The following is a 26,313-nucleotide window of genomic DNA, read 5'->3' on the forward strand; positions in this document are numbered from 1 at the left end:
CGAAGTGTCCTGTCGTGTAGGCTTAGTACTTTTGTCAGGCTGTCGTTTGCTACGCGCAATGAGTAGTACAGCCACCACAACGACAATTAGCAGTAACAAAACTTCCATAGTATCGAACCTTCTAACGATATATTTCAAAGTGCATGCAACGCAATCGTCGGTTGCATCGCCTTTTACGATTAAGAGTGGGGTGACCTAGCTCCTTGTTCAGCCAGCTTGGAGACTTTGCTCGAGACGTAGTCCTACTATTTTGTTCTTATCCCTTGTCGGAACTTTCATGTGCCCGTGGCCTGGCTGTTTCGCATGATCGATTGCACATAGAACTTCGAGATTTTCCAAAGTGTTATCGGTTACGACGCCATTCTTGTGATGGCAGTGCAGTAGATGGGGCGCCGACCTGAGGTTCACACCGCACGCCTCACAAGTCCAATTTTTCCCACGCCTAGTTCTCTTAGAGATCGCCGCCCAGTCGTTGACATAAACATTGGGTTCAGCAGTCGTATCCCTTCGCGAAGGCTTGTCGTGAAAGAAAGTCGAAAATTCTAGAAGGAACTGGCTAATCTGAAACTCTCTCCAAATTTCAGTCTTGGTTTGGGATCCACCAATCTCCAGCTCGAGCCTGTTGTGCGGTTGTTCATACCCACGCCAATTGATGGCTTTTAAGCAGTTCTTACAAACTTTGAGGGCTGCCTCCGTCTCGCCGCGTTCACCAGTATCTTTCTCGAGCCAATCCACAAGAAAAAGCCCATCCATTCGATTAGTTACCACATATCGCTCGAAACGCCCTGCTTGCCGCATGGTGTCCAGCGTTTCACATTCTGCAACATGAAAACGGCGCGATTTCTCAGGCTCATGTTCTAGTGTATAGCGTTCGGCTCGAGTGTCCTTAATGTAAAGGATGACCTGCTCGCCTTTATAAGAAAGCAAACCACCAGGACCACTTGTCACGTCATCAAGCGTGATTTCAATCCCAGACTGGAGTTGAATTCTGATCTCTTCTCGGGGATCGAGCGGGCCAGTTTTGGGCGTCCAAGAAGAATGGCCCGCTCCCATTGCGGAGCGAAGGCGAACTAACTCTGTGAAGTCCAAGTCGAGCTTCATTGCACTTCCTCGAGTATTTTAACAATTTGTGAGCGAGCCTTAGTTCGGACCCTAAATTCGACGCGGCGTGAAAGACTTGGATCTTCCGAGCCGAATTCGTCCAGCACTAGTCGACTTGAAGAAAGACCATTGGCTGTTAGCAAAGACTGCAACCAATCTCGTTCCTCGGCCACGTTTGGTAGCGTTAGAGCAAAGCTAAGAACTTCTCTGGTTCGTGCTTGCGACAGAGCCATGTTGTTGTAGTAGGCTTGTTCAGGCGACGCACTATTCCACTCAGACGATGTGTGACCCTCAATCCTAATCTCTTCGATCGCTGGCCTAAACTCTGAGAGAACCTCAACATAGCGTGGGAAAAAGTCGGAAAGGATCTCTCTAAACTTCGCTCGGATATTTGATTGGCCTTCGGAGAACAAAACTTCCGGTGCGTTGAACCGAATGAGAAGTGTTTCTTTCTCAATCTCGGCATTCCATAGCGGTAAGTCGGTCTCAAATTCTTCGACAAGTTTATCAAAAATTTTGGTTTCAGTTTCCTGCCATGTTAACGCAATCTGAGCGATACTCTGTTTTTGTTTCTCAAGTTGCCTTTTTTGCTCCTCTAGTTGCTCTTTTTGCAACTCTAGTTCGTTGTTTTGCTCTTGAAGCGGCCGAATGAAAACAACGGCAATGAAAAGGAAAATCACCATCAGACCTGCCATCAAGTCTGACACAGAAAGCCAGTCGCCTTCATCGTCTTTTTTAGACGTCCCGAAAAATTCGTTCATGCGTTAACTCTACTTGAGTTGACCAGCGTGCGAAGTTGCTCAGTCAATGGCGAATAGTCAGAAACGAACTTCTCGGACAGCGAAGCGAGATTACTGCCGAGTAACTCCAACGACCTCTGCAGTTCTTGCTGCATCTGTTGATCAAAATCCGCGAACTGTTGATTGATCTTCTCGGAGCTGGACGTCCATGCCTCTTGAATGGCCTTTTGGGCCTCCCCCGCAGCAGCCTCAATAAGTTCCCCATGTCGATTGAACTCTTGCGATGCCCTTTCGTTCATTTGGGTCATTGCGTCACTGACACCCTTGGAGATTGCCCCTTGCGCCTCCTCCGCACTCGTGAGGAGGGTGCCATACCCACTTGAAATTTTATCAAAGCTACTCTGGCTTTCTGCAAGCGCAGCCTGAGACTTCCCGACAGCATCACTGACGCTGGCACCAAGATCCGAGGTTATCTTTTCCAGATTTGCCTCAATTATCGGGAACGCTTCGATGGCTTTATCTCTAAGCTGAGAAACTGCATCTAAGTTCACTTGCAAAACTTCTGATTGCGTATTTATGCCCGTTAGCGCAGGCTCTAGTTTTTCAATTGCTTGCGGGATACTGGCTGAATGCTGCTCTACTTTGGACAGTGCTAGTTGAGTAGCTTCGATCGACTTTACTGCCGCCTCCAGACGATCTTGAAGATTGTCCACGTGTTCCCGATACTTGTTTTGCCACTCAACCATGGAAGCAACCGCAGAGTTGAGTTCCTTAAAGTTCTCACCAAACTGCTCAGTAAGGTTTTGATTGAAATCCCGAATTACCTCTTCGAGCGCCTGGACAATGGCTTTTTGGTTATTTTCAACCATGTGCTCGGAAAACTCACGGAACTCTTTGATGAGCTCAGTCTGTCCATCATGAAGCGTGGTTCTCAGCTTTTGGACCTGCGTCAAGAGGCTGCTGTCACCATCTGAGGAAATGGCACTACGAAGTTGTTGCATCTGCTCTCGTGAGGCATCGGCACTCTTACGGCCGTCGTCTCGGATTTCTTGCAGAACTGAGAATATGTCTTCCGGTGTTGCGTCAGCGGTTTCCGCTTTTGAAGGTGCAACTGTTCGGACTAACCTGAACAAGATCGACGCAGCAATGCCAACAATACTCGTTGTGAACGCAATCTTGAGACCAGCCAATAGGCTAGGAACGCTTTCATCGATACTCTGCACGTCAAAATCGAGGAGACCGATGAGAATACCCGTGAAAGTTCCCAAAACACCTAACGTAGCTAAGCTGTTTGGTGTAATAGCAACAAGACTGCCACCGAACCGGCTCTTGTTCAGGCCAGGCACAAACAAAACAAGTATCGCCGCTCCGAGCCAAACAACAATTGCTGCGGAAAACAAGTAGGCAATCTCATCTCCAACTATCGAAGAGTAGATGCGAAAAATTTCATCCATTTCTATTCCCAAACTTCCTATTTTTTTATCGGACGAGAAACTGTCCGTCCGGGGCACCCAAAAGATCAGCCACTTTCTATGGTGGCCTTGAGTTGCAAACCTTGAGCGAGATCAACTCTTGCGAATGTCAGAATTTGAACCATCCACGAGCACTACGACACCCTCACTGCTATGAACAAAGCGTAGTGATCAGGACCCCTGCCTTGACTTCGACTTGGGGCCTTTCCGATCTACATTGCTTTGACACCTAAAGGTTTGAAATCCAATGAGGACTTAGTAATTCGTCAGGCTGCCGCCTTTCGAATTCTTGCCAAAGTTATAATAATTTCAGCCAAACAAAATCTGGATTGCGCAAACTGGATGCAGTTTACTCTCTAGACGGCATCACCACTGCCTAACTCTCACACTACACACCATTAGCGAACAGTATGTTTTGAATGCTGGGCCTCTTATGCAGATGGTGCATCACCCAAAGCATACAAAAGAAGAATTGCTAACAACGGTGACCCTACGATAGAGATGAGCACCCAGATCAGACCAGACCGGTTTCGGTTCTGCGCCATATTCATAGGCACGATTATCCAGAGCCAAACCACAAAAGCCAGTGCAAGGGCGCTTGCCACAATAGCAACAATTGTCTCCACTACTATTGCTCCTCCTTATCCGGTGAACTCCATTGCCCACACTCAGGTGCAGACAACTCCACTGGTTCTGCAGAGACCACTAACTTAGGGTCCACCCGACACATTCGCATTTGACCAGTTTCCGTATTGGTTTGAACCAATAAGATACCGGACAACATTAGGGTTTGGTATTTACCCTCATCCGCACTTGCTAGTGATGTTGTAGCAAGCATCAACCCAAAGGCAGTCGCAGTCCGTTTCATGCGCATTGCTCCATACCAACACATCTATCAATGAGTACCGTGCCGAATGTAAACAGGACAGTAAAGCGGTCCTGCGATTAGGTCATAGTCAATTGGGTGCTGAGGATTGCGTACTAATCAGTGTGACACTAAGGTGAGACACACTATTAACCAACACACTACAATAGTGTTTACTATCAGTGTATTAGGCGTTCGGCGGCGTTTCCCCTAGGCTCCACCAAAACCTAACTGGAAAATTCTCCGTAGTTCTTCCATTGCTGGCTGACGCGACATTTCGCACCCAGTACGCGATCCATCTCTGCATACATTCCGTCCGGCAGTATCGACTGGCCTGAAACGGTTTGTTGCAGTTTTGAAATTCGAGATTTTTTGTCGATCTTGCGTTAGACGCGCTGTGCATTGATTTGCGACCGCGCGGATAGGATCGCGATTTTGGGTCAAACCGATCAAGGAGAAAATTGCCGTTCTATGACCGTGATACGGCCCAGAGCAGCCGTAATCAGAATGAACGACTGGCGGCTCAATCGCCGCAACCACCACCGTCGACCGAACCACAATCACCTGCATCTTCGTCGGCAAATGGGTCGCCACTTTCAAAAATCAGCGTCAGCTCACTTTTGGAGGTCAGGTCATTGAGAGTGGTCGCAAAACAGAAAAGCGGTACGCTCAGCCAAAGCGCTCCAAATAATAGATTGTCACTTTGGACGATGGAACTGCCACCGACGTAAATAAACACCAGCAAGAAGATCAGCAACACGAAAGTTCCAAGCCTGTCTTTTTGCTTCCAAATCCCTTTTGGGGGTGTTCCAAACAGGTCCGAATAGGCTTTGACCGTGGCTTTGTAGTCATCCAGATGCTGCGGGCTCTGACCGCCGGGATTGTGGTGCACGGGTTTGCCCAGCTTCTTGCAAAAGACATCCCAATAGTCGCGGCTGTGCTGCATATGCAAATGCCACACCAAATCGACCGCCTTCGAGGGAACGTTGCGCTCTGGTCGCGTAGCACAAAGATACATGAACTTTTGATATTCGGCGATCGCTACATTGGCGGTATCGCGAGAGATGCGGTTTTCGGTCATCAGCTGTTCATTGAACGACGTGCCCGCGGCATCATCAGGCATTTTGTGCGTCTTAATCAGCTCCCATAGCTGAGTATTGAGAGAGGTCATCGGAGCCTCCTATGTTTTCTCTTTTTTCAATTTTTGACTAGCGCACAAATATGACAGGTATGTGACACCTTCAGGAATCTGCTTTCGGCACGAAGGCCGGAGGCGAATTCGCAGCAAAACAGGCCTCGCTCATGCGCTAAGCAACATCGCCTCGAAGACTAGACGCTATTTTGCGCTCCCAATGGGCCTTGACGTTGCCGTATCATCGCGCTCGAGCTGGAAATTTCTACTTTTGGTAGACGGCCCAATCTTGACTTACGATGGGCCTTCGAGATGCTGCGATGCAGCCAGCAATTCCGGGCATCCGCTGCAAGCGCGCAATGCGCGAAGTCGCGAATTAACACAAAAGGCGACAAAGCGCCAACTCTAGGCATGCAATTTGTTGGCTGCCTCGGAGACCTCTTTCTCCCCAGTGGAAGTATTACCTCTGTGAGAACCGCTGGGTTCGGTTATTTGGATCAGGACGTTGAAGATCCTGGAATGTTCCGCACCAATTAGTCGAAACTGCACCCTGTGCCGCCTATCCCGTCATCTGTTCCGGGGTCCACGGATGGACATTCCTGCTCACTGTTGTCGATTGCCTCCTCTACGACGACAGGAGCCTCAACAACAGGTTCTTCCAGATTTCCAGTTCCTGAACAGGCCATCAGAACGAGCAAGAAAAGGCAGTTTCTGGCGGTTTTCATTCGGTCTTGACCCTTTGACGATAGAAGTAGGCTCCAGCGCGGAACCTGTGTTCTGCATCGGTTTTCTTTTTTGTTTTCATGCCAGCTGCTTTGTCAGCGAGCGATTCAAACACCGCCATCTGCGCACGTTTGTGTTCTTCTTCCAAGTCCAGCACCTGTTCCAAGGTCAGGCCACCATAATGAACTGCACGCTCAAAATGAGGGGGCGTCTCGCCCATAACATTATCTGTTGCGGCGGACATGTGATCCCCAAGGTTGCGTGTCAGATAGGCCAGTTGATCCTCGGATCCTGCAAGCGGTTGGTAAGACGTTTGGCGCAACCGCAGCACATCATTGTCCATAGATTCCACTGTTCCCGCATTGAGCAATGTATCGAGCATTGTCTGGGGGTGAACATCCTTTCGAATATCACGAGCGAGAGATTCAAACGAAGGTTTCTCACCGTTTTTGGGGATATCCTGCGCCAGGTAATCCGGGTCTGTTCGCCACCGCTCTATCAGTGTGGCCAAATGGTTGGAACGCGTTTGTACGGGCGGTTCCGATTTTAGACGCGCAATGTCTCGCCTTTGCAGGCCGGTCAGAACCGAGATGCGGCTGTCTGTTGCCTTCCCTTCGGACTGTTCAATCGCAGCGGTAATATAATGCGTCTTTAGGCGCTCCATCAGCTCAGGGAACAATACACCGCGCGCAACCATCAGACGCGCGAACGGAGCGAAGAGGGTATCCAGCAATCCAGTCATATGTGCTATATGCACATTTTTGAAGAACTGCTGATGACAAACTTCAAATCAAGCAAGGCAAAATCTGTCGGCGACATCTTTGGCACCGCAATGATCAGCTTGGTTTTTTCAGGCTGCACGGATATAGCCGCCACCGGGAATCTGGAAGAACCTGTCGTGATAGCCCCGGTTGTCGTTGAGGAATCGATGGCGGTCTCAGGACCTTTGCCAGCATCGCAACCCGTTAGGTTAGCTCCGAGTGCAGGCGTGTTAACGGCAGGCGACATAGATGACTCGCTTAACCTGGAAACGTTTGTCCCGCTGCAATCAGAAGCATCCAATGCGTTGGGGCTTCCTCGCGCGGATTTGTCCACGCCGGTTCTGGCAACTTTTGTGGGAGAGGATAACAAACCAGCCCCAGGTGTTCGCTTCACACTCAGAAGACCAGGTTCCGCTAAACCCTTCTATGACGGAATTCCAGGTGTGGATGGCGCCGTCAGCGTATTCCCCGCGGCGTTGGGTGCAGGACGGGTTCCTGAAGTTGAAATACGGGCCTTCACGGGTGGATCAGATGTTCCTGTCACCCAAGTCCTCCAAAACAATGGAACCCGACAAACAGTAAAAGTTCCCGGGAACCAGACGTGGCAGCCCGATTTTCTGGATTTGGCTTTTGTCATCGATACCACAGGCAGCATGGGCAACGAAATGGAATGGCTGCTGAAAGACCTGAGTTCCATTCTGCGGCAGGCCAGAGCCGCCGAACTTTGCAGCGCTCGCTGCACAGAAACAGCCAAAAAGACGAGCGCGTCTTTCATTAATTTACAGGCGTTCAGCCGGCCCCAGAAGGTTGTTGGCAGCTTTGCAAGAATGAAGGTCTGCAGTCGTTGCAATCTCCATCACACGCGACAAACGAGTTTTCTGTAAACGACTTGCTTACAGTGGCGGAAAAGCGATTGCACCACGCATACCTTCCGGCGCGACGTTCGACTAGTGTCGGCTATTTCACATTGGTCGCTTACCACATATTGACCAAGCTCTATTCGAGTGCGGCTGCGCTTCGTGCGCGGTTCGGAGAAAGAAGCAAAGTAGCGCGATACGCGTCGGCCGCCTCATCTTTTCGACCCACTTGCGCAAGCATATCACCCAGGAGTTCGCGAGCCGGCAGCACGTGGCCGGGCGTCACCGGGCTTTTACCGATCTCGTCTTCAAGATCGGCAGCCGCACTTTGTTGGGTAAGGGCTAGTTCCTCATCGCCTTCCGCCAGTGCAATCCAAGCTTCAACGGTTAGAATCTGTCCTTCAGTCAGCTTTGCCCAATAATCCTGTCCACGCTCCTTCATCGCGTCATGAAGGGCCTTGAGCTCCGCAACAGCAGTCTGAGCGGCGGCAACGTCGCCACTTCGCGCGGCCCCTAGCCCTTTTGCAAACCAGAGCATGACAAAGGTTTGCGGAAATTCCTCCCAGGGAATGGCGGGGTGCAAGTCGGGTGACAACGCTGCGGCCTCTGCCCACATGTCTCGTTCAAGCAATAGCCTTACCGGCGCGGCTGCCAACGCATAGGCGGTGACAAAACTGACCTGATGATTGTCTATCGCATTGATCTCATCAACAAGCCGGGCCGCCTCGTCATACTCGCCAAGCTGCAAATGACCGTAGACCATGTAGTCTATGGCATGGGCATAATGGATCTGGATGGTATCACCGGACTGTTCGAGCGCCGCCCTGGCAGAGCGGCGGTTGAGATCAATCGACTTTTCCCAGTCCCCCGTGCGTGTAAAGATATGCGCCGGCATGTGTAACGCATGTGGCGCGTTCGGGGCCGTTTTGTCATAAATTTCAGCGTAAGGCCGTCCACGCTCTTTTAGAGGGGGATTGTCAAAGGCATGGATTGCGTAGTGAATGATACCGGGATGTTCTGGCTGTAACTGATGCAGTGCATCCAGCGTGTCTCCCACTTGGGCATTGACCTCGATCCGGGCTGGCCCGCGCGGTGCGGTCGCCAAACGCGCCAGCGCAGCAAACGCGGCGGCATCAATATTTTCGGGGTTTTCTTCGGCCGCAGCAATCTGCGCTTCGGCCCAGGCGCTGATCTGAGCGCGATAACCATCTTGGCCGGGTGCATAGAATGCGGCGGCAGCTGCGACAAGAGCTTCCTCAAGCGCGCTGTCGGTTGTCATGGAGGCAAGCTTTTCGACTGCTGCCGTCCCCCTTTTTGTTTCAGCCTCGCTCGGCGTGCCGGGCCACAGCGGATGGAAGTTCGCCATGGCGATGCCCCATTGTGCCATGATGCAGGAGGGATCGGCTTCAGCCGCCTGATTGAAGGCCGCCTCTGCTTGAACATACATCATGTTATGCAAGAGGCTCAGCCCATCGTTGAAAGCCTGATTGGCTTCTTGAGTGCAGCTTGTTTGAAAACCCGGTCCCATTGCAACTGTGGGTCCGGGTGCGACCAAACACGCCGTACCGAGAAAGGCGACAAGAATGGCGCGGGTTTTGCGGTGCAAATGTTGCATTCCTTTTCTCCAATATTGTGCCTGAAACGAAATTTAGTGAGAGCCTGGCTTGCCCGTATTCTACACGAATACGGCCAGCGTGTCCTGAACGCTGTCTGGACTCCCCTAGGGGCCACTGCTTACAGCGGGATCAGAGCCCTCTCATACGAAACGGACAAAAAATATACGGCATCAGAAAAAGTGCTCGTGCCTATATGAACGGCGCCATCGGTGAAATGGTTGGCGGATCTCGCATGTGCAACACCCATAGCATCGCGCTCCCTTCGCATGTCAGCAAAGGGCTGTGAACTGCCGAATGAAAATGCAGCATGCCCTGAACACTGTGTGGCGGGTCTGGGCTCAACCTACGAGTCTACCGTAGGCACTCGCAGCATTCCCTTCGTCGCGAGGCAGACAGGTTTCAAGCCGTGGGGCAGCGGGAATAGCGGCGGTTGATGCGTCGTTCAACGCGGCTCAAGTCGCAGATGACAGGTTCGCGGATCAATTTGCCCGTTCGTTTCAAGGCCATTTGCGGTGCTTTCCATTTTGGCGGCAGCTGAATCGGGGTGCCTCTACAGACAATCCCCTCTGTTATTGAATATCAATTCACACAGGCCCTAATCTCGGAGTTGGATGTTGGTGTATCGAAGATTGCAGACTCTGTTTCGGTGCTCTAATTCGTTAGAAAGGTGTGTTTATGAAGCGAACTGTATTGGTATTAGTTATTTTGATGCTGGCGGGATGCGTGTCAACCGCGCCTCCTCCCTCGGCACCCATCCCAAAACCAGATCACGTAAGCACCCCGGTCAATTCCCAGCAGGCACAAGTAAGGTTTCGTCAAGTAGCCTCTCGAGTTGAGCCCGCGGCAGAGCGAGAATGTCGCCGCCGCACTCAGGGCGTGAATTGCGATTTTTTGATCCGCATTGATCCAAACAAAAAAGCACCCTCAAACGCCTATCAGAGTTTAAGTAAGTCGGGACGCCCGGTGATTACAATGACCCAAGCGCTGGCGCGAAATGTGAACAATACCGATGAACTTGCATTTGTTATGGCGCATGAAGCCGCTCACCATATTCAAGGGCATTTGGCGCGCCGTGCTCAAAACGCGGCCGCTGGTGCAATCATTTTTGCTGGTCTGGCAACAATTGCCGGAACTGGAACGAATGACATTGCCGCAGCGCAAGATCTTGGAGCCTTTGTTGGTGGGCGCAGCTATTCAAAGGACTTTGAGCTGGAAGCTGATCGGCTAGGCACGGTGATAGCTTACAAAGCGGGATACGATCCCCTCAAAGGTGCGCTCTACTTCGCACGAGTTCCCGACCCTGGTGATCGCTTTCTGGGGACGCATCCTCCTAACGCTCAAAGATACTTTGCGGTTCAAGCTACAATGGCCCAGATCGGTAGTTGATTAACTTGAAATGCAGGTCTTCTCAAAGCTGCAAAGCTAAAGTTCGAGCAATCCTTGATTCCGCGACTGTAACGAATGACCGGCCCGACGGGCCGCACTGCAGCTCTGCGATCACCGGCTCACCGGCAGCTAATTCCAATTCGAACAAGGAGATAGGGAAGGCGCACAACGGATAAAAACATGGGTTTTATCCACGCCAATAGCTGCCAGAAGCTCCGCGCCTTTTACAAGACGCGCGGCTTTCTGCGCGTTAGCAGCAATTTTCTTACGATCTTGGATGAGGGCATAGACTTCCTGTTCCACCCGATCTTTCGCAGTTGATTTCTTGCGTTCCGGGCGTTGCACATCGAGTCCCAGTTCATCACGCAAATACTCGAACCAGGCGTCTTGAAGAGCACTCCCCTAGGAACGCCTGTCATCACTACCAAAGCGCCGTTTCGCTTCTGCTTTCGAAAACTTCGAGACACTTGCGCGCATTGCGGTTCGTCCATCTTTGTAGGTGCGCTCATATGCTGGCATCGCAAAAACATCGACGACATGTTTGCCAGCTTCATCTCTGTCCATTCGGGCCGCAAAGACAGCCCGACCGCCATGGAACTCGTTCACAAATCGAACGGCTTGGATGAGCATTTTGTATTGCCCTTGCTCGTCGGCTTTCATCAATTCAGTTGGAAATTGACACAACACATGTAGAGCAGCTGTTTGCCCTTGCTGCGCAACATTCGACATGTGGAGTTCACGCGCAGACTTCAGATCCAGGGTATTCCAGACGATAGGTGCTTCATCGCGGATCGTAGATGACACAGCTGATGTTCGTCACACAATCTGAAGCTCTGATTTCTGGGAGGGGAATATTTTTCCTCTTCAATGGAATTGGAGTGTGCAGTCCTCTTGCCGCAAGTGTTGAGGCACCGAGCATGGCGAGAGCTACGAAGCGAACCAGAGAACTGAAAGACCTGTCTCTCTATCAGTTTACGCTCGGCCCTATGACGTCATCAGTTTCCGCGAGATAAACGAGCGCAGCCCGAGCAAAGCCGGACCCCACACCTTCTCCCCCGGCCGCTTCGATCAATGCTTCCAACTTCTGATCAAAATCGGTGATATCCGTGATGATCTTCAGGCCTCGAATAGTCTCGACTTGCGTGGATGCCTTGTTGGCGATTTCCCTGGCACATCGCGTGTCATTCTCAGCAGTTCTGAACACAGTCTGCTGGATGGAGTGCATTTCTTCTTTTGTGATGGCGCTGTATATCCACCCGCCTTCGAAATTCATTCCCAGCTGATCAAGTGCTCGATCCTGAACCCAGTTCAACTCGCGCAGTCTTTCTTCTTCATGCCAAGACTTCCGGGATTGGTTGAGGAAATAAAGAGCAGAAAGTGCTTCACGGGCCGTGCCATCTCCGTCTATCGCTTTGCGTCTGAAAGTCGCGGTAAGGCGCAACCATCCAAGGACTTGATAGCCATTGCTCGTTGGCAGTTCAGCAAATGCCTCTAAGCATGCAGACATGCCCGGCAGGATGCTCTCCCATCCATTTATCTTGTTCCCGATTGACTTGGAAATCTTGTCAATCTCGATGTTGATTGCTTCAATACGATTTCTTGGCGGATAGTCGCATTCAAATTGGCCAAAGGGGCCGGAATTCACTTTCTACACCTCTCTGAAAAGACTGTTCACTTGCGTAATCGCGCCGATGCCAGCATGTTCAGCCTACCTACTCGCCAGCAACTCTAAGCACCGCTGCGGAAAAGTCGATCACTTTCTGATTGCAGAAGCTTTTCCCACAATTCATCGTCGTGAAGGCACATTTCAGATGTTTCTTTGTTAGTTCTCTGAAGGTTATTCTCCAGAAGCCAACTTTTCAAAGCAGACAACCCCACTAACCACTCAAGGATTGGTCTCCAAGCTGTTCAATGATCCGAGGAGACCGACGGTCTGTTCAATTACTTTGTTTGCAAGTGTGGGCGTATCGCATCATCCTGCTCGCCATTTTCTTGAAAACCTCGATCACCCCCCTATGGTAGCGCGAAACAGTTTGCATTGAGCTATTGGCAATCAAACGACCAAAGGGATTGCGCCGGTTGGACGGAGGAAACAACCTACATCGGGTCCTTGTGGACACGTCTACCAATCAACTACAGGCAGTGGATTTGTTCTGCGGTGCTGGAGGGTTTTCCCTGGCAGCCTACAATGCTGGGTTCCATGTGGAATTTGCGGTTGAGAACGACAAGTTTGCCGTCGACACGTACCGGGAAAACTTCAACACGAAACTACAGTTAAAAACGACTCTTTATGACGACAGCATCAATGAACTGAAGCCTACACGTCTTGAAAAAAGCACTTCTCCGAAACCGAATGCAATATCGTTCTTGGAGGCCCACCATGTCAGGGTTTCTCCACTCATCGCATCAATGATGCCGGGGTTGACGACCCAAGAAACAAGCTCATCCTCAGTTACTTCAATTTCGTCGAAACTCTACGCCCCCGTGCGTTCCTTATGGAGAACGTTCCCGGGATTTTGTGGCCGCGGCTGGAAAAGTTCCTGGAGGAATTCAACTCAAGAGCCGAGAAAGCTGGCTACAAAGTTTTCCCTCCTGCTATTTTGGATGCAAGAGACTTTGGTGTTCCTCAAAGACGAAAGCGTGTGTTCATATTAGGGACACGAAATGACCTTTCAGCGTCCGCGCTCTTATGGCCTCCCGCGCCGAGTCACTCCAATTGCGACGACGGTCTGTCTCCGTGGGTAAGCTGTAAGAAGGTGTTCCGAGCAGCGCCTGACCAAGACCCCAATGACATACACATGAAACATGGGCGTGAATTGGTCGAAGCGTTTCGAAACACACCTCCCAACGGCGGGTCGAACAAGGACTCGGGTAGGATACTGCCGTGCCACGAGAAACACGACGGTCATAAAGACGTTTATGGAAGAATTGACCCGGGTCAACCAGGCCCGACGATGACAACTGCCTGCATCAATCCATCCAAAGGGCGGTTTGTTCACCCGACTGAGCATCATGGAATCACTGTTCGACAAGCCGCTCGAATGCAAACGTTTCCTGATAATTTTGTCTTTTCGGGCGGCCTCACTGCCGCGGGCCGTCAGATAGGCAACGCCGTCCCGGTAGACCTCGGAGCGGCGCTTTTGAAGCCGATCGCCGAATGGCTTTCCGTTTTGGACGCATCCGTTGATTGTACCTTCGAGCCCCAGCCTATTCTTGAATCCGAAGATTAAGTGAGAAAAGTCTCTCCCCAGTCGGGAATGACCCTTTTGAGATATGGCTAAAGCGAAACCCGAATTTCAGGAGCCAATTGACCCTCAGCGGTTCAAGATGATGGCGTCAATTGGGCAAAAAGGGACGAAGCCAGAAATGATAGTTCGCCGCCTTTGCCACTCACTTGGGTATCGGTATCGGCTTCATGTTAAAACTCTACCTAGATCTCCTGATCTTGTGTTTCCCCGATTCAAGAAGATCATATTCGTGCATGGCTGCTTCTGGCATAGGCACGAAAACTGCTCTCGAACAACCACACCAAAAACAAGAACCGCGTTTTGGGAGAAGAAATTTGCCGACAATGTTAGGCGTAATAAACAGCATATTTCGCAGCTTGGTGCTCTTGGTTGGCAAGTTCTGATAGTCTGGGAGTGCGAAACAAAAGAGCAAATCTCGCTAAAAGAAAAGCTGATTAGATTTCTCGCTGGGTGAATCGCAAGCTGGACCAACGTGCAGAATGCAGGGCAAACGGTCAACAATAAGGAGCTCTTGGCACTTCTGAATGTCCGCATTGGCGCGCATTGACAGAGATTGTCAGCCTAGGTTTTCTTGGCGACTGGAACTAAAGCAGTTGAGTTTGCGCCTGCAGAGAAGGTCTGCTTAGTGGCCAAAGCACCTTGTCAGATTGTCCGGGAAATCGTGCCAAATTGTCCGGAAGCTGCCGCCGCGCAACAAATGGGAGCGGGAAATAGCAGCCCAATACTTTAACTGCAGTCCCGGCGCAGTCCGGGGCAATCAATCAGCAAGGAGCAGAAACGGCCACGCCCCTAACGCACTTATTTTACTTGTAAAAAATGGTGCCCGGGGGCGGAATCGAACCACCGACACGAGGATTTTCAATCCACTGCTCTACCCCTGAGCTACCCGGGCACGGGAACGATGTTTATCGTTGGGTGGAGGCCTTCTATGACTTGCTACAGGCAGTGTCCAGAGGCTTTTTTACATTTTTTCAATGTAGGCGCGATTGCTCTGTTTCGTTCTCGGAAACATCCGCATCCAAGTCCTCTTCCCGCTGTGACGGAACTGCGTAAGACCCGTTCAGCCATTTGGCCAAATCAATGTCCGCACAGCGTTTGGAACAGAACGGGCGGAATTTTACCACCGTGTCTTCGCCGCAGATCGGGCAGCTCATTTCAGCACCTCTGTCAGAGGGATGCGACCACGTTTGCGCTGTAGCTCATAGTGACCCAAAGGAGTCCAACCTGCCAGGGTGGTCTCGATCCCATCGGTCTTGAACGCCGCACGTAGGGCTGACTCAAACCCGCGGCGGTCCTTTTTGGGCATCGGAGCCAGATCCACAGTGATTTGCCCGCCAAGACCGCGCACGCGCAGTGCTCGGGCCAGCGCTTTGGCACAGGCGAAATTGGCTTTGGTTCCGGCGGCCAGAGACGTATCGGACCCGGTGTTCACATCCACAGCGACCAGAGCGCGCGTGGGTTGGATATAGAGGTGCCCTCCGCCGGGCAGCGGCTCGGAAATCCCGCGTACCACGTCCAGCGCATCGAGCACGCCCTGCGCCTCGAACCCGCCTGCCTGTGTCACGACCTCAGCCGGGTCGGTCCAGTCGCGCCAGGCCAACACATGTGGGCCGTCGCCTTCAAGTAGCAGCTCGGGTTCAGTCCCCGGGTCGTTCAGAACCTGATCGGCATGAGCCAGCATAGCGCTGATGTCTTCGGCAATCTCGCCTGCATCTTCCCCCGCACAGCATGACCGCAAGATCAGACCGTAGTCGCTGCCCTCCATGCACTCATGAGCAATCTCGAGCAGGCGGTCGCGCTCTTCCTCGTCACGGATGGAGCGCGAGATATTCAGGCCCGGCGCGTCTGGCGTGACAATCGCATAGCGGCTTTTGAACAGGACGCGGTCAGTGACCGGCAGTGCTTTGCCCGGCTCGGCAAAACCCGTCACCTGCACCAGCAACAGGGCACCGGGTGCCAGTCCCTTGACCTGCCGCAAAAAGGCCGGACCATCGGGTGTTGTCAGGAACATACCGCCCTGCCCTTTGACGGGGCGGTCGGCACGGGCGCGATAGATCGTGCCCGGCGCAGGCGCGTCTGCGGCAATCAGGAAATCATCCAATTTCCCATCTACCATCAAAGCGGCGGCTTCGCGGTTGTCGATGTGGTCCAGAACGATGGTGCGACCCTTCATGATGCCTCACGATACAGGGGATAGCCGATACCTTGCAAAAGGGTGGCGGTCTCAGACAGGGGCAGGCCCACAATGCCAGTGAACGAGCCCGAAATCCACGGGATGAACGCGCCAGCCGGACCTTGGATGGCATAGGCGCCTGCCTTGCCCTGCCAATCTCCGGTCGCCAGATAGGCGTTGATCTCAACGTCCGACAGACGTTTGACCTTGACCTGAGAAACCACGTCGCGTTGCAGTACGCGATCCCCGCGCCGTACGGCGACCGAAGTGATCACGCGGTGCCTCCGACCGGACAGGGCGTGCAGAAACTCAGCCGCTTGCCCTGCGTCTACGGGTTTACCCAGAATGCGGCGGCCCAGCGCGACAGTCGTGTCCGCGCACAGGGTGAAATCGTCGTTATCCGCCTGAACCGCCTGCACTTTTGCCCGCGTGATGCGGCTGCAATAGGGCACGGGCAACTCGCCCTTCAAAGACGTTTCATCGATATCAGGGGCGCGGATTGCATCGGGCTGCACGCCAAGCTGGGCCAGCAGGTCCAGCCGCCTTGGGCTGCCCGATCCTAAGATAAACGCCATTGCGGCAGGCGTTACTTGAAGCGGTAGTTGATCCGACCCTTGGTCAGATCATACGGGGTCATCTCGACCTGAACCTTGTCGCCGGCCAGAACACGGATGCGGTTCTTGCGCATCTTGCCTGCCGTATGTGCGATGATCTCATGGCCGTTTTCCAGCTCGACCCGAAACGTCGCATTAGGCAGGAGTTCCTTCACGACACCGGGAAATTCGAGCGTATCTTCCTTGGCCATGTTGTCTCCATCATTACATTGCACCCGCAGAATCTACGGGGATGTGGGCTTAAATGAGCCCATTTTAGCCCTATTTCAAGGGCGGAATCACCTAAAGAGGCGATAATGTGACAGAATCGACTCGGGAAGTCTGCTCATCCCAGTGAGTCCGGTTCAACACGTGACCATCGGCGCGGACGTTTTCAATGGCCGAAAGGTCGATATCCGCATAGGTCCAGCCGGGCTGGTTCAGCGCACCTTCGGCCAGCACTCCAGTCTGCGGGAACCCCTTGTCCGGCGGGCCGAAAATGCCACCGGTGCCGGTGTTCATGTCCACCGCCTCGGACCAGTCATTGTTGCCGACTAAGGACGCCATCACTGTAACACATTGATTTTCCAGCGCCCGTGACATCGCGCCGATGCGAACGCGCCAATAGCCCGCCAGCGCTTCGGTGCAGGATGGGACGAGGATCAGGTCCGCCTCCTGCAAGGCACGACCCAACAGGGGAAACTCACTGTCATAGCAGATCAGAACGCCGATCTTGCCCAAGGCAGTGTCGAACAGCTTGAGCGGGCCGCCGGGCGCGATATCCCAATCCTCACGCTCGAACCGGGTCATGATCTGTTTGTCCTGGTGATTCTGCTGACCATCGGGGGCATAGAACGCGGCGCGGTTCACCGGACGGCCCGGGCCATCCACGACCGGAGCCGATGCGCCCAGAATGTATGTGTTGTATTCCTGTGCCAGACGCTGATGCAGGGCCCGAGCCTCCTCCATCCGGTCCGACACTGCCCGGATTGAGCGTTCCAGATCACCGGCCACATCGGCGCCATCGAGCGTCGAAAGCTCCATCGCGCCGTATTCAGGGAAAACCAGCAACTCAGCCCCCTGCTCTGCAGCGTCCGAGACCCAACGATCCAGCTTGTCCTCATACTGCGCCCAACTATCGAGCCAATCGAGGTTATAGGCAGCGGTTGCGACTTTCATGAGGTGGGTTCCTTTAGGGTAAATTTACACGACCTTAGAAGTTTACGTCGCAATCTGTACAGCCCGGTTGCAACAGCTGCGACGCCGGATTCGGAAAGGTTTCACAGGCCTGCTATCATTTGATTGATATGAGAGGAGAAGACCTATGGTTGATGCATTTTCATACTCGTGTCGTGATTGCGAAGGTATGGAGGCTTGCCCTGCGAGCGTGGTGGCGGAATCCAGGGAAGAAGTTTGGAAACTCATGGAGCTTCACGCTCAGGTTGCCCACGGAGAAAACCCAGGTGACTGGGACAGTCAAACACGGGAATACTTAGCGACCTTGATTAAGCCGGTGAGTGTTTAATTGGCGGGGTAGCGATACAGCGACACTGATCTAAAACAACAATTACCACTCACAGATCCCTGATCCAGAACTGCAATGGTTTCTGGGTCTCATCCTCTTGACCAACATCTTTCCACGAAAACTGCGCCACCGCACCGGGCAGCGGTTCATATCCCCGCGTGCGCCAGAAGGCATCCAGCGGGCGGTAACCTTCTGGCCGCATCGGATGGTCTGTCGGGCGCTGGACGCTGCAGAAGGCGCATTTTGTGAAACCCAGCGCGCGGGCATGGGCCTCGCGCAGGTCGAAGAACGTGTGGCCGACGCCCTGCCCCCGATAATCCGACAAGAGAACGGATTCGGCGCAGTAGAAGATTTCGGACAGATTCAACCCGGACCCTTCGAATGCCGCGGCGAAATCATCGGCGTGTTCGGTCAGAGGAGCCCCGGTCGAGGCCCCGATCAGGCGGTCACCATCGAAAGCTCCGACCACAATCGCCTTGTCGCTGTCACGGTAGGATTGCAGGTACTTGCGTTCATAACCCTGATCACCGTCATACAGGTACGGCCAAGCCCGAAACACTTCGATCCGCAACCGTGCCACGTCATCCAGAGCGACCTCAAGCGCCGCTCCGGTCAGGGCGCGGACGGTGGTGACCTCAGCCATTTGAGACCTGCTTGGTCCAGTCTGCAAGGTTGTAGAAGGTGGTGACGCGGGTGATTTTGCCATCCTTCAGGTCAAAGAACGACCCGGCGGGCAGGCGGTAGGTCTGGCCATGCGCCTCGGGCAGGCCCTCATCGGTTTCCAGATAGGTACCATTGACGATGAACTCGGCCGCGGCGCGGGTGCCGCCTTCGGCTTCGAACACAACGATATCGGTCAGGTTCTCTTTGTAGCAGCGGTTCATGTGATCGCAGAAGGCCGTGAATTTCTCTTTGCCAACGCGGATCTGGCCTTCGTTCACGTGATGCGCCACGTCATCAGAAAGGCAGGCCAACATGCCGTCCACATCGCCCGCGTTGAAAGCCTCGAAATAGGTTTTGACGGTCTGGTTCATGGTCACTCCGTAGGCTCGCCCCAGCGCTCTTTTAGATGCCCGATGATCTGATCGCGGGTCTGTCGGTAGTGAAATAGCTTTGCTTCGCGATTCTCGCCCAGTCCGGTAGGGTCCATTATTGGCCAATAATCGACATCCAGGTGAAAAATCCGGGTCAGTTCCAGCGCTTTTCGCTGACTGGCGGGCGACAGAGCAACCACCAGGTCAAAAGAGCTGAGGTCATCGCCCCATTCCTGCATCTCGTCAAACGATCGCGTCCGGTGCCGGGATAGCTCGACCCCGATCTCATGGCAGACCGAAATGCAGAACCCGTCAATCTCAAAGTCGTTCCGCACACCAGCCGATTGCACATAGGTCCCGGTGCCATAGAATTTCTTCATGATGCCTTCGGCCATCGGCGACCGGACCGAATTGTGGTCGCAACAGAACAGAACCGACTGCGGCAAAGGCGTCACCCGTCACCCCCCGAAGTGCAGCACGCAGATCAGCGTGAACAGGCGACGGGCGGTGTCGGTATCGATTTCCGCTTTTCCTTCCAAGCGCTCCTGCAGCACACGGCTGCCTTCGTTGTGGATGCCGCGACGGGCCATGTCGATGGTTTCGATCTGGCTGGGCGGCAGGGTCTTGACCGCGTTGAAATAGCTTTCGCAGATCTGGAAATAGTCTTTAACCACCTGTTTGAACGGGCCAAGCGACAAATGGAACTCGGCCGCTTTTTCTTCGGCTTCGGTGGCGACGTCGAATACCAGCCGCTTGTCCCGGATCGACAACTGCACGTGGTACGGCCCGTCCGGTACGGCCCGATCTTCGCGCTGGGGCAACGCAAAGCTGTTGTCTTCCAGCAGATCATAGATGGCAACCTTGCGCTCCTGCTCGATCTCGGGGGTCGGCGGAGGCAGGTTTCGGTCATCCAGTTCAATATGCGAAATGCGGGTCATAGGAGTCGGGTCCGTTCAAGTCGGCACAGACTTAGCGCATGGGAATTGAATGGGCAACGCACTCGGTATCCGTTTGAGCGCTACGTTTAAATCGGGTGATCCGACGGATCGATGCCGTGTTTGCACAAAAGCGTGTCGACAAGCGAACCCTCGTTGATTTTGCGGCCTTTAAAAATCTTGCGAAACCACGACCCGTAGAAATGAATGGACATTTTCTTGTCCCACTCAAGAAACTCAAGCTTGGACATATCCGGCTCATTCCAAAGGTAACGGTGTCGCAAAGGGATCGGATACAACTCCGGGCGTGGCACCGCCATTTTGTGTTCGGGCGTACCAAAAATATAGTGGAACAGCATCGGGGGGCCAAAACTGAAGAGAGGCAGACTCCAGTATGTGGAGGTCTCAAAGATGGCGCGGTAGGCTTCTTTTTTCTGATCAGTCCACCAAGCAGGGACGAGATCACTGTCGAAAGCATATTTACACATGTTCTGCAACGCAGGGCTGTCCCCCGGCATAGCCCAAACGCCACTCATGATCCGCCGTCTGCCCCGATTTGCAAACGGGAAAAGATACCCTTCTCTGGTCTCGAAAGGGCGCACTGCATAAGCATCGGCATCCGCCCAGATGTAATCGGTCTGTTGAAGAAGCTTCAGTCGGAACAGGTCTGCGTGAACGGCCACGGATCGGGTGACCGGATCACAGTAAATCTCGGGAGTGTCAAAAATCTCGCGCGCGTCCCGGGCTTCGATATAGTCCGGGATGTCTTCGAGGTCTCCATAATGATAGACAATCGGCTTTTGATCGACATCGGCAAAGGACTTCAGGCACAGGTGCTCCAGAAAGCTGAACTTTGCTCCGATCCAGAGGGTAGCCACGCGCTCCAAGTTCAACTCCTTTCACCTGATTACCGCTGCGACTGCGCCTCAGGTTGGTGATCAGGTTCAAGCCTGTTCGACCTGCCGGGCATCAGATTGAATAACGGTGTGTCCGGCAGGCCATATAGAACTTATCCGTTCAAACGTTTAAGCCGCGCCGTAACCGACAAACCATGCGCTTCCAGGCTTTCCGACTGGGCCAGCTGCCCGGCTGCGGGGCCAATCGCGCGCAGCGCTTCCGGCGTCATCTGGCTGAGAGTGGTGCGTTTGAGGAAATCCATCACGCTGAGGCCCGAGGAGAACCGGGCCGAGCGTGCCGTGGGCAAAACGTGGTTGGGGCCGCCGACATAGTCGCCAATGGCTTCGGGCGTGTACTGACCCAGAAAGATTGCACCGGCGTGAATGGTTTTCTGGCTGAGTTCCACTGGGTCGGCGACGCACAGCTCGAGGTGTTCCGGGGCGATGCGGTTCGACAGCGCGGCGGCCTCGTCCAGGTCACGCACGGTGATCACCGCACCGAAGTCGCGCCAACTGGCCCCGGCAATGGCACGGCGTTGCAGGGTTTCCAGACGTTTCTCGACGGCCTCTGCCACAGCCTGACCGAAACCGGCATCATCGGTGATCAGGATGGATTGCGCGCTTTCGTCATGCTCGGCCTGGCTGAGCAGGTCCAGCGCGATCCAGTCGGGGTCGTTGTCCTTGTCCGCAATCACCAGGATTTCGGACGGACCCGCAATCATGTCGATGCCCACCTTGCCGAAAACCCGGCGCTTGGCGGCGGCGACAAAAGCGTTACCGGGGCCGGTGATTTTGTCCACCGGCATGACGGTCTCAGTGCCATAGGCCAGCGCCGCAATCGCCTGCGCGCCACCGATGCGATAGATCGTATCCACGCCCGACAATTGCGCCGCCAGCAGGACCAGAGGGTTCGCCTGCCCGTCCGGTGTAGGCACCGCAATGGCCAGCCGTTCAACCCCCGCCACTTTAGCCGGAATTGCGTTCATCAAAACCGACGACGGGTAAGAGGCCAAACCACCCGGCACATAAAGCCCCGCTGCAGAGACCGCCGACCAGCGCCAGCCCAGCGTTGCCCCGGTGGATTCAGTCCACTGACGATCCTCGGGCATCTGCTTTTCGTGATAGGCCCGGATGCGTTCGGCGGCCAGTTCCAGTGCGGCCCGATCCGCGTCCGAGACTTGTGCGACCGCTGCCGCAATCTCATCGGCAGAAAAGGCCAGCGTCTCAGACGTCAGCTCCAAACGGTCAAACTTGGCGGTCAGTTCAATGACTGCCTCGTCGCCCCGGGTGCGCACATCCTCGATGATCTCTGCAACGACAGCATCCACATCCGGGCTGTCTTCGCGCTTGGCCGACAACAGCGCCTGAAAGGCGGCTTCAAACTCGGGTGACGAGGAATCGAGGAAAACGGGCATGGTCTGGCTCTCCGGGGCGTTTCATCGGGACATATCGCCGGGATCGGCTGGCCTCAACCCTTCTCGGCAGGGTGCAGCGATTTGCGCATGGCGAAACAGGAAACGTCGCCGCGCGCGCCGCATTGCCCGGTGGGCTGACAGCCATGCCGCCGATAAAACGCCTGCGCCGTTTGCGTCGCCTCAAGCCGGGCTTCGGTATAGCCCGAAGCGATCAATTCCTGTTCAAGCCGATGCAGCAAGACCGACCCGATGCCATGACCGGTGTGGTCCGGATCGATATAAAGCAGCGTGATCTCATCGTCGCGCAGGCCACCCACGGCAGCCACCTGCCCTGCGCGTTCGGCCACCCAAATTTGCGCGCCATCCCTGATCCAGCCCCGGATCGTTTCCGGGTCCTTGTTCGCCGTCCATTTCGCGATGGCCTGCGGGTAACCCCGGTGGTCTGCATGACAAAGCTGCGTGATCGAGCGGATCAGAACCCGGCTCAGATCGAACACGTCGAACACGGTCGCACGGCGCAACTCCAGACCCGCCGAAGGTCTGGAGAACGCTTGCGATATGCCGCGCTTATTCTGGATGGTTTGGGGCCTGACCTGATGGGGCCTGATAGGGGCGGGTCACATCCTTGAGCGTAGCATCAATCGCCTCAACCGTCAGACGGATCGCACCGTCCCCCGCCAGAGTCAGGATGATCTGGCCTGCACCGTCCTCACCCGCTTCGAAATCGACCGATAGCAGGGACATCACCATGTCCTTTTCGCCGCGGTCAACTCCCTGGCTGGCCACCGAGAGCACTGAATCGAATACCAGAACCGACTGCACCCGCTCAAACGCACGCCCACGGCGGGTCGCGGCGTCCTTGTCCTCCCACCGAAAGCGGTTCAGCAACAGACCAAACCGGCGCTGCGACGGTTGCCATGTCATCTCGTTCGCCGGGAACACGGCGTCCTGTGTCAGGGTCGAGATCACCTGCAGGTCATCGCCATCCTCGGCACCGAGGTTTAGCGGGGCTTCGCGCCCATCGTGAAAACTTGCGTCTGTCATTGGCCCTTGATCCGTTCGATTTTGGCACCCACGCCTTCCAGCTTGCGCACCACATGTTCATATCCGCGATCCAAATGATAGACCCGGCTGACAGTGGTTTCCCCTTCGGCCGCCAGCCCCGCCAGAATCAGCGAGACCGAAGCGCGCAGGTCCGTCGCCATCACCGGCGCGCCCTTCAGTTGCTCGACACCGGTGACCGTAGCCGTACCACCGTGCACTTCGATATTCGCCCCCATACGTACCAGTTCGGGCGCGTGCATGAAGCGGTTCTCAAAAATACGTTCTTCCAGAACCGAGGTGCCTTCGGCCGTGCACATCAGCGCCATCATCTGCGCCTGCAGATCGGTCGGGAAACCGGGGAACGGTTCGGTGACCACATCAACGGCCCGGACACGCCCATTCTTGCGCGCCACTTTCAGGCCCGCGGCGGTTTCCGTAACGCTGATACCTGCTGCATCCAGTTTTTCAGCAAAGGATTCGACAAGGCGCATCCGTCCGCCCAGCAGTTCGACCTCACCACCGCAGATGGCCGGAGCCAGCATATAGGTGCCCAACTCAATCCGGTCGGTCACAACCTGATGCGTCGCACCGTGCAGGCGATCTACACCCTGGATTTCGATGGTCGAGGTCCCCTCGCCCGAAATCTGCGCGCCCATCTTGCGTAGGCATTCGACCAGATCGACGATCTCGGGCTCACGCGCGGCGTTCTTCAGTACCGTGGTACCTTTGGCCAGCGTGGCCGCCATGACGATATTCTCGGTCGCGCCGACAGAGGCAAAGCGCATCTCATGCACCGCACCTTTCAGGCCACCCGGCGCCTTGGCGTGCAGATAACCGTCTTCAAGTTCGATCTCAGCGCCCAGCGCTTCGAGTCCCTCAACATGCAGGTCCATCGGTCGCGCGCCGATCGCACACCCACCGGGCAGCGACACGACGGCCTCTCCGAACCGGGCCAGCAACGGACCGAGCACCAGATTCGACGCCCGCATCTTGCGCACGATCTCGTAATCCGCGGTGTGGCTGGTCAGGTCATGACTGGACATCGCCAGCACCTGCCCATCCTGCAGCGAAGACACCTCTGCCCCCAGAGATTGCAACAGTGCGGTCATGGTCTTTATGTCGCTGAGCCGCGGCGCATTGGTCAGCGTCAGCGGTTCTTCGCTCAGCAAGGTTGCGGGCATCAGCGTCAGACACGCATTCTTGGCCCCCGCAATCGGTATCTGACCGTTCAGCGGCCCGTTGCCCGTCACCAGAATCGAATCCATCTGCTCTTATCCCTCGTCCTTGTCGGCTTTGTCGGTTTGGGTTGCCCGCGCCTTGGCCTGCGCCTTACGCCGCGCCATATTTGCTTTCAGCGCCGCCTTCAGCCGCTCTTCGCGCGCATCCCCGGATTTGCCATGTTTTTTGGGTGAATTTTTATCCGTCATGATCTTTCTCTACAGGAGGCGAAAAAAACCGTCCAGACACCCTTGCGCCCCGTTTCGTTTGAGTCTAATCACCCGCCCACAGTGCTGCTGTAGCTCAGAGGTAGAGCACTCCCTTGGTAAGGGAGAGGTCGAGAGTTCAATTCTCTCCAGCAGCACCATCTAATCACCCTTATTTTCATGATTGCCCTTGTATTTAGGGTGTCACGCCACCGTGCCCGGTACATGGAGGTGGTACATTGAAGCGAGTGAAGATGATGCCGGCCCCTGGGAAACATCCCTTTGTTTGGCATGTGGTCCCAAGTCGTACTTGGCTCATCGCCTCCGCAATAGATGCAGAACTTATTCTCTCGCAGCATCTTTCTCCTTTTGGCATTCCGAGCCATTTAATCTCCCGCTTTGTATCACTCAACAAAATAGGACTCATGCTGCTTAAGCCGGCCTAGGTACGGTTTTGGGAATGGCCGCAACTGATCCGCGACATTAAGGGGGTAACATCCTGCGTCAGGCCATGCGCTTAGTTTTCAGATCACCCGGATGGAAATCGAAACGCTGAACCTCGCTCGTCATTTTTCGGATGGATCGCTCTCGGCATAGTCCCGCAGGCGTTCGATATCGGCAATCACCGCGTGGTTGCGGTTGATCTTAACACCAACCGTCTTGAGGCGCGAAAAGGCGCGGCTCAGGCTTTCGGGCTTCATCCCCAGACGCCCGGCAATCAGCATCTTGTCATAGGGCAGCTCCACGTCGCAGGCATCAACATCGACGTCGCACAAGTTCAGCAAGAACTCGGCCACCCGCTGCGCCCCCGTCTGCGCCTTGAGCTGTTCAAGCTGCGCCACCAGCGCGTGCAGATGGGTAAAGGTCGAGGCCAGGATAGACACGCCGATTTCGGGGTCTTCCTTCATCAGCGACAGCAGTACCGGGCTGGGGATATGCATGATCTCGCAGGCTGACACAGCCTCGGCGGACACCGGGTACGGGACATTTCTCAGCGCGACCGCCTCTCCAAAGCTTTCGCCGCGGGTAAAGACACTCACCACGGCCTCGGCCCCGGTGGGGGACATACGGAACAGCTTGACCCAGCCCGCCAGAATAACGTGAACGGCCTTGGCCTCTTCTTCCTGCAGGAAAATCGTCTCGCCACGATCATAACTGCGCCAGATCGCGTGACTGAGCAGAGTGTCGACATGCTGATCCGGCAAACTCTTGAGCAGGAGCGATTGCCGCGCGATTGCTTTTTGCGCTTCGTGAGCCAAGAAGGTTCCCCTTTTCCCTAGTCGATCTTCTGACCGGTACATTCCTTCGAACTCAGGCTATGCCAAAGCTCTGCACCACGCACCAGCCTTTTCGTGGGTCAACTTGACAATAGT

The 26,313-nt window shown here is 54.5% G+C and carries 29 protein-coding genes, 2 tRNA genes and 2 pseudogenes; 7 read left to right on the top strand and 26 right to left on the bottom strand.

The window, feature by feature from the left end:
- Positions 1-207 precede the first annotated feature (207 nt).
- From ACR0KW_RS08730 to ACR0KW_RS08750, 5 genes are all read right to left on the bottom strand, one after another.
- On the bottom strand, positions 208-1,101 hold the full coding sequence (locus ACR0KW_RS08730; RefSeq protein WP_480623923.1) for a hypothetical protein: 894 nt from the start codon (positions 1,099-1,101) through the stop codon (positions 208-210).
- A complete protein-coding gene (locus tag ACR0KW_RS08735; RefSeq protein ID WP_480623922.1) occupies positions 1,098-1,862 on the bottom strand; it encodes an OmpA family protein in 765 nt (254 codons plus the stop codon). Before ACR0KW_RS08735 ends, ACR0KW_RS08730 begins: the two co-directional genes overlap by 4 nt.
- Positions 1,859-3,295: a hypothetical protein gene (locus tag ACR0KW_RS08740; RefSeq protein ID WP_480623921.1), complete on the bottom strand. Its 1,437-nt coding sequence runs from the start codon at positions 3,293-3,295 to the stop codon at positions 1,859-1,861. The genes ACR0KW_RS08735 and ACR0KW_RS08740 overlap by 4 nt, the downstream gene beginning before the upstream one ends.
- Before the next feature lie 1,406 nt (positions 3,296-4,701).
- Positions 4,702-5,349: a glycine-rich domain-containing protein gene (locus ACR0KW_RS08745; RefSeq protein WP_480804627.1), complete on the bottom strand. Its 648-nt coding sequence runs from the start codon at positions 5,347-5,349 to the stop codon at positions 4,702-4,704.
- Positions 5,350-6,031: 682 nt separating this feature from the next.
- Positions 6,032-6,775, bottom strand: a complete 744-nt coding sequence (locus tag ACR0KW_RS08750) for a DUF6502 family protein (RefSeq protein WP_480804628.1) — start codon at positions 6,773-6,775, stop codon at positions 6,032-6,034.
- A gap of 33 nt (positions 6,776-6,808) precedes the next feature.
- Between ACR0KW_RS08750 and ACR0KW_RS08755 the strand changes: the two genes are divergently transcribed.
- Entirely contained in the window at positions 6,809-7,678 is an 870-nt protein-coding gene (locus ACR0KW_RS08755) for a hypothetical protein (RefSeq protein WP_480804629.1), read from the top strand.
- 112 nt (positions 7,679-7,790) lie between these two features.
- Here the strand turns inward: ACR0KW_RS08755 and ACR0KW_RS08760 are convergent, their stop codons facing one another.
- Entirely contained in the window at positions 7,791-9,266 is a 1,476-nt protein-coding gene (locus tag ACR0KW_RS08760) for a tetratricopeptide repeat protein (protein WP_480804630.1), read from the bottom strand.
- 709 nt (positions 9,267-9,975) lie between these two features.
- On the opposite strand from ACR0KW_RS08760, the gene ACR0KW_RS08765 reads away from it, so the two are divergent.
- Complete coding sequence (locus ACR0KW_RS08765; RefSeq protein ID WP_480804727.1) at positions 9,976-10,653, top strand: M48 family metalloprotease; 678 nt, start codon at positions 9,976-9,978, stop codon at positions 10,651-10,653.
- A 129-nt stretch (positions 10,654-10,782) separates the two neighbouring features.
- Here the strand turns inward: ACR0KW_RS08765 and ACR0KW_RS08770 are convergent, their stop codons facing one another.
- The 3 genes from ACR0KW_RS08770 to ACR0KW_RS08780 form a co-directional block, all read right to left on the bottom strand.
- Positions 10,783-11,022 (bottom strand): hypothetical protein, encoded by a 240-nt coding sequence (locus tag ACR0KW_RS08770; RefSeq protein WP_480804631.1) that lies wholly within the window; start codon positions 11,020-11,022, stop codon positions 10,783-10,785.
- Between the two features lie 33 nt (positions 11,023-11,055).
- A complete protein-coding gene (locus tag ACR0KW_RS08775) occupies positions 11,056-11,457 on the bottom strand; it encodes a hypothetical protein (protein WP_480804632.1) in 402 nt (133 codons plus the stop codon).
- 163 nt (positions 11,458-11,620) lie between these two features.
- Complete coding sequence (locus ACR0KW_RS08780; RefSeq protein ID WP_480804633.1) at positions 11,621-12,298, bottom strand: hypothetical protein; 678 nt, start codon at positions 12,296-12,298, stop codon at positions 11,621-11,623.
- A gap of 497 nt (positions 12,299-12,795) precedes the next feature.
- Between ACR0KW_RS08780 and ACR0KW_RS08785 the strand changes: the two are divergent.
- The 3 genes and pseudogenes from ACR0KW_RS08785 to ACR0KW_RS08795 all read left to right on the top strand — a co-directional run.
- Positions 12,796-12,921: pseudogene (locus ACR0KW_RS08785) on the top strand (DNA cytosine methyltransferase); the annotation flags it as partial.
- A gap of 77 nt (positions 12,922-12,998) precedes the next feature.
- Positions 12,999-13,883: pseudogene (locus ACR0KW_RS08790) on the top strand (DNA cytosine methyltransferase); the annotation flags it as partial.
- 97 nt (positions 13,884-13,980) lie between these two features.
- Positions 13,981-14,355 carry a very short patch repair endonuclease gene (locus ACR0KW_RS08795; protein ID WP_480804728.1) on the top strand — a complete coding sequence of 125 codons (375 nt, stop codon included), beginning with the start codon at positions 13,981-13,983 and terminating at the stop codon, positions 14,353-14,355.
- 363 nt (positions 14,356-14,718) lie between these two features.
- Here the strand turns inward: ACR0KW_RS08795 and ACR0KW_RS08800 are convergent.
- From ACR0KW_RS08800 to ACR0KW_RS08825, 6 genes are all read right to left on the bottom strand, one after another.
- Positions 14,719-14,793 (bottom strand) — tRNA-Phe (locus ACR0KW_RS08800).
- 79 nt (positions 14,794-14,872) lie between these two features.
- Positions 14,873-15,055 (bottom strand): DNA gyrase inhibitor YacG, encoded by a 183-nt coding sequence (locus tag ACR0KW_RS08805; RefSeq protein WP_480804634.1) that lies wholly within the window; start codon positions 15,053-15,055, stop codon positions 14,873-14,875.
- Complete coding sequence (locus tag ACR0KW_RS08810; protein WP_480804635.1) at positions 15,052-16,074, bottom strand: ribonuclease E/G; 1,023 nt, start codon at positions 16,072-16,074, stop codon at positions 15,052-15,054. The genes ACR0KW_RS08805 and ACR0KW_RS08810 overlap by 4 nt, the downstream gene beginning before the upstream one ends.
- Positions 16,071-16,649, bottom strand: a complete 579-nt coding sequence (locus ACR0KW_RS08815; protein ID WP_480804636.1) for a Maf family protein — start codon at positions 16,647-16,649, stop codon at positions 16,071-16,073. The genes ACR0KW_RS08810 and ACR0KW_RS08815 overlap by 4 nt, the downstream gene beginning before the upstream one ends.
- A gap of 11 nt (positions 16,650-16,660) precedes the next feature.
- A complete protein-coding gene (gene infA, locus ACR0KW_RS08820) occupies positions 16,661-16,879 on the bottom strand; it encodes a translation initiation factor IF-1 (protein WP_005978431.1) in 219 nt (72 codons plus the stop codon).
- 91 nt (positions 16,880-16,970) lie between these two features.
- Positions 16,971-17,846, bottom strand: a complete 876-nt coding sequence (locus ACR0KW_RS08825; RefSeq protein ID WP_480804637.1) for a carbon-nitrogen hydrolase family protein — start codon at positions 17,844-17,846, stop codon at positions 16,971-16,973.
- Positions 17,847-17,991: 145 nt separating this feature from the next.
- Here ACR0KW_RS08825 and ACR0KW_RS08830 point away from each other — a divergent pair, with 145 nt between their 5' ends.
- Complete coding sequence (locus ACR0KW_RS08830; protein ID WP_480804638.1) at positions 17,992-18,192, top strand: DUF1059 domain-containing protein; 201 nt, start codon at positions 17,992-17,994, stop codon at positions 18,190-18,192.
- Between the two features lie 49 nt (positions 18,193-18,241).
- Here ACR0KW_RS08830 and ACR0KW_RS08835 read toward each other — a convergent pair whose 3' ends face one another.
- The 10 genes from ACR0KW_RS08835 to ACR0KW_RS08880 all read right to left on the bottom strand — a co-directional run bounded on the left by ACR0KW_RS08835 (position 18,242) and on the right by ACR0KW_RS08880 (position 24,943).
- Positions 18,242-18,835 (bottom strand): GNAT family N-acetyltransferase, encoded by a 594-nt coding sequence (locus ACR0KW_RS08835; RefSeq protein WP_480804639.1) that lies wholly within the window; start codon positions 18,833-18,835, stop codon positions 18,242-18,244.
- Positions 18,828-19,226 carry a ketosteroid isomerase-related protein gene (locus ACR0KW_RS08840; RefSeq protein ID WP_480804640.1) on the bottom strand — a complete coding sequence of 133 codons (399 nt, stop codon included), beginning with the start codon at positions 19,224-19,226 and terminating at the stop codon, positions 18,828-18,830. The genes ACR0KW_RS08835 and ACR0KW_RS08840 overlap by 8 nt, the downstream gene beginning before the upstream one ends.
- Positions 19,227-19,228: 2 nt before the next feature.
- A complete protein-coding gene (locus ACR0KW_RS08845) occupies positions 19,229-19,681 on the bottom strand; it encodes an arsenate-mycothiol transferase ArsC (RefSeq protein ID WP_170327936.1) in 453 nt (150 codons plus the stop codon).
- A gap of 3 nt (positions 19,682-19,684) precedes the next feature.
- A complete protein-coding gene (locus tag ACR0KW_RS08850; protein ID WP_170327937.1) occupies positions 19,685-20,164 on the bottom strand; it encodes a UPF0262 family protein in 480 nt (159 codons plus the stop codon).
- 86 nt (positions 20,165-20,250) lie between these two features.
- Positions 20,251-21,048: a hypothetical protein gene (locus tag ACR0KW_RS08855; RefSeq protein WP_480804641.1), complete on the bottom strand. Its 798-nt coding sequence runs from the start codon at positions 21,046-21,048 to the stop codon at positions 20,251-20,253.
- Positions 21,049-21,170: 122 nt separating this feature from the next.
- Positions 21,171-22,472: a histidinol dehydrogenase gene (gene hisD, locus ACR0KW_RS08860; RefSeq protein WP_480804642.1), complete on the bottom strand. Its 1,302-nt coding sequence runs from the start codon at positions 22,470-22,472 to the stop codon at positions 21,171-21,173.
- A gap of 53 nt (positions 22,473-22,525) precedes the next feature.
- Complete coding sequence (locus ACR0KW_RS08865) at positions 22,526-22,993, bottom strand: GNAT family N-acetyltransferase (RefSeq protein WP_480804643.1); 468 nt, start codon at positions 22,991-22,993, stop codon at positions 22,526-22,528.
- Positions 22,994-23,039: 46 nt separating this feature from the next.
- Positions 23,040-23,516 carry a DUF2948 family protein gene (locus tag ACR0KW_RS08870; protein ID WP_170327940.1) on the bottom strand — a complete coding sequence of 159 codons (477 nt, stop codon included), beginning with the start codon at positions 23,514-23,516 and terminating at the stop codon, positions 23,040-23,042.
- On the bottom strand, positions 23,513-24,781 hold the full coding sequence (murA, locus tag ACR0KW_RS08875) for a UDP-N-acetylglucosamine 1-carboxyvinyltransferase (RefSeq protein ID WP_480804644.1): 1,269 nt from the start codon (positions 24,779-24,781) through the stop codon (positions 23,513-23,515). Before murA ends, ACR0KW_RS08870 begins: the two co-directional genes overlap by 4 nt.
- A gap of 6 nt (positions 24,782-24,787) precedes the next feature.
- Positions 24,788-24,943 carry a hypothetical protein gene (locus tag ACR0KW_RS08880; protein ID WP_480804645.1) on the bottom strand — a complete coding sequence of 52 codons (156 nt, stop codon included), beginning with the start codon at positions 24,941-24,943 and terminating at the stop codon, positions 24,788-24,790.
- An 83-nt stretch (positions 24,944-25,026) separates the two neighbouring features.
- On the opposite strand from ACR0KW_RS08880, the gene ACR0KW_RS08885 reads away from it, so the two are divergent.
- Positions 25,027-25,101 (top strand) — tRNA-Thr (locus ACR0KW_RS08885).
- 405 nt (positions 25,102-25,506) lie between these two features.
- Here ACR0KW_RS08885 and ACR0KW_RS08890 read toward each other — a convergent pair.
- Positions 25,507-26,199, bottom strand: a complete 693-nt coding sequence (locus ACR0KW_RS08890; protein ID WP_480804646.1) for a Crp/Fnr family transcriptional regulator — start codon at positions 26,197-26,199, stop codon at positions 25,507-25,509.
- Positions 26,200-26,313: the final 114 nt, after the last annotated feature.

The organism is Ruegeria sp. CG11 (genome assembly GCF_056537245.1).

What these genes read in the sequence shown, in the direction of transcription:
- ACR0KW_RS08880 (WP_480804645.1), bottom strand. Translation starts at nt 24,943, where the DNA reads ATGACGGATAAAAATTCACCCAAAAAACATGGCAAATCCGGGGATGCG.
- ACR0KW_RS08810 (WP_480804635.1), bottom strand. Translation starts at nt 16,074, where the DNA reads ATGAAGGGTCGCACCATCGTTCTGGACCACATCGACAACCGCGAAGCC.
- ACR0KW_RS08825 (WP_480804637.1), bottom strand. Translation starts at nt 17,846, where the DNA reads ATGAAAGTCGCAACCGCTGCCTATAACCTCGATTGGCTCGATAGTTGG.
- murA (WP_480804644.1), bottom strand. Translation starts at nt 24,781, where the DNA reads ATGGATTCGATTCTGGTGACGGGCAACGGGCCGCTGAACGGTCAGATA.
- ACR0KW_RS08765 (WP_480804727.1), top strand. Translation starts at nt 9,976, where the DNA reads ATGCTGGCGGGATGCGTGTCAACCGCGCCTCCTCCCTCGGCACCCATC.
- ACR0KW_RS08840 (WP_480804640.1), bottom strand. Translation starts at nt 19,226, where the DNA reads ATGAACCAGACCGTCAAAACCTATTTCGAGGCTTTCAACGCGGGCGAT.
- ACR0KW_RS08755 (WP_480804629.1), top strand. Translation starts at nt 6,809, where the DNA reads ATGACAAACTTCAAATCAAGCAAGGCAAAATCTGTCGGCGACATCTTT.
- ACR0KW_RS08870 (WP_170327940.1), bottom strand. Translation starts at nt 23,516, where the DNA reads ATGACAGACGCAAGTTTTCACGATGGGCGCGAAGCCCCGCTAAACCTC.
- ACR0KW_RS08750 (WP_480804628.1), bottom strand. Translation starts at nt 6,775, where the DNA reads ATGACTGGATTGCTGGATACCCTCTTCGCTCCGTTCGCGCGTCTGATG.
- ACR0KW_RS08850 (WP_170327937.1), bottom strand. Translation starts at nt 20,164, where the DNA reads ATGACCCGCATTTCGCATATTGAACTGGATGACCGAAACCTGCCTCCG.
- hisD (WP_480804642.1), bottom strand. Translation starts at nt 22,472, where the DNA reads ATGCCCGTTTTCCTCGATTCCTCGTCACCCGAGTTTGAAGCCGCCTTT.
- ACR0KW_RS08740 (WP_480623921.1), bottom strand. Translation starts at nt 3,295, where the DNA reads ATGGATGAAATTTTTCGCATCTACTCTTCGATAGTTGGAGATGAGATT.
- ACR0KW_RS08795 (WP_480804728.1), top strand. Translation starts at nt 13,981, where the DNA reads ATGATGGCGTCAATTGGGCAAAAAGGGACGAAGCCAGAAATGATAGTT.
- infA (WP_005978431.1), bottom strand. Translation starts at nt 16,879, where the DNA reads ATGGCCAAGGAAGATACGCTCGAATTTCCCGGTGTCGTGAAGGAACTC.
- ACR0KW_RS08760 (WP_480804630.1), bottom strand. Translation starts at nt 9,266, where the DNA reads ATGCAACATTTGCACCGCAAAACCCGCGCCATTCTTGTCGCCTTTCTC.
- ACR0KW_RS08815 (WP_480804636.1), bottom strand. Translation starts at nt 16,649, where the DNA reads ATGGCGTTTATCTTAGGATCGGGCAGCCCAAGGCGGCTGGACCTGCTG.
- ACR0KW_RS08830 (WP_480804638.1), top strand. Translation starts at nt 17,992, where the DNA reads ATGGTTGATGCATTTTCATACTCGTGTCGTGATTGCGAAGGTATGGAG.
- ACR0KW_RS08745 (WP_480804627.1), bottom strand. Translation starts at nt 5,349, where the DNA reads ATGACCTCTCTCAATACTCAGCTATGGGAGCTGATTAAGACGCACAAA.
- ACR0KW_RS08735 (WP_480623922.1), bottom strand. Translation starts at nt 1,862, where the DNA reads ATGAACGAATTTTTCGGGACGTCTAAAAAAGACGATGAAGGCGACTGG.
- ACR0KW_RS08835 (WP_480804639.1), bottom strand. Translation starts at nt 18,835, where the DNA reads ATGGCTGAGGTCACCACCGTCCGCGCCCTGACCGGAGCGGCGCTTGAG.
- ACR0KW_RS08730 (WP_480623923.1), bottom strand. Translation starts at nt 1,101, where the DNA reads ATGAAGCTCGACTTGGACTTCACAGAGTTAGTTCGCCTTCGCTCCGCA.
- ACR0KW_RS08805 (WP_480804634.1), bottom strand. Translation starts at nt 15,055, where the DNA reads ATGAGCTGCCCGATCTGCGGCGAAGACACGGTGGTAAAATTCCGCCCG.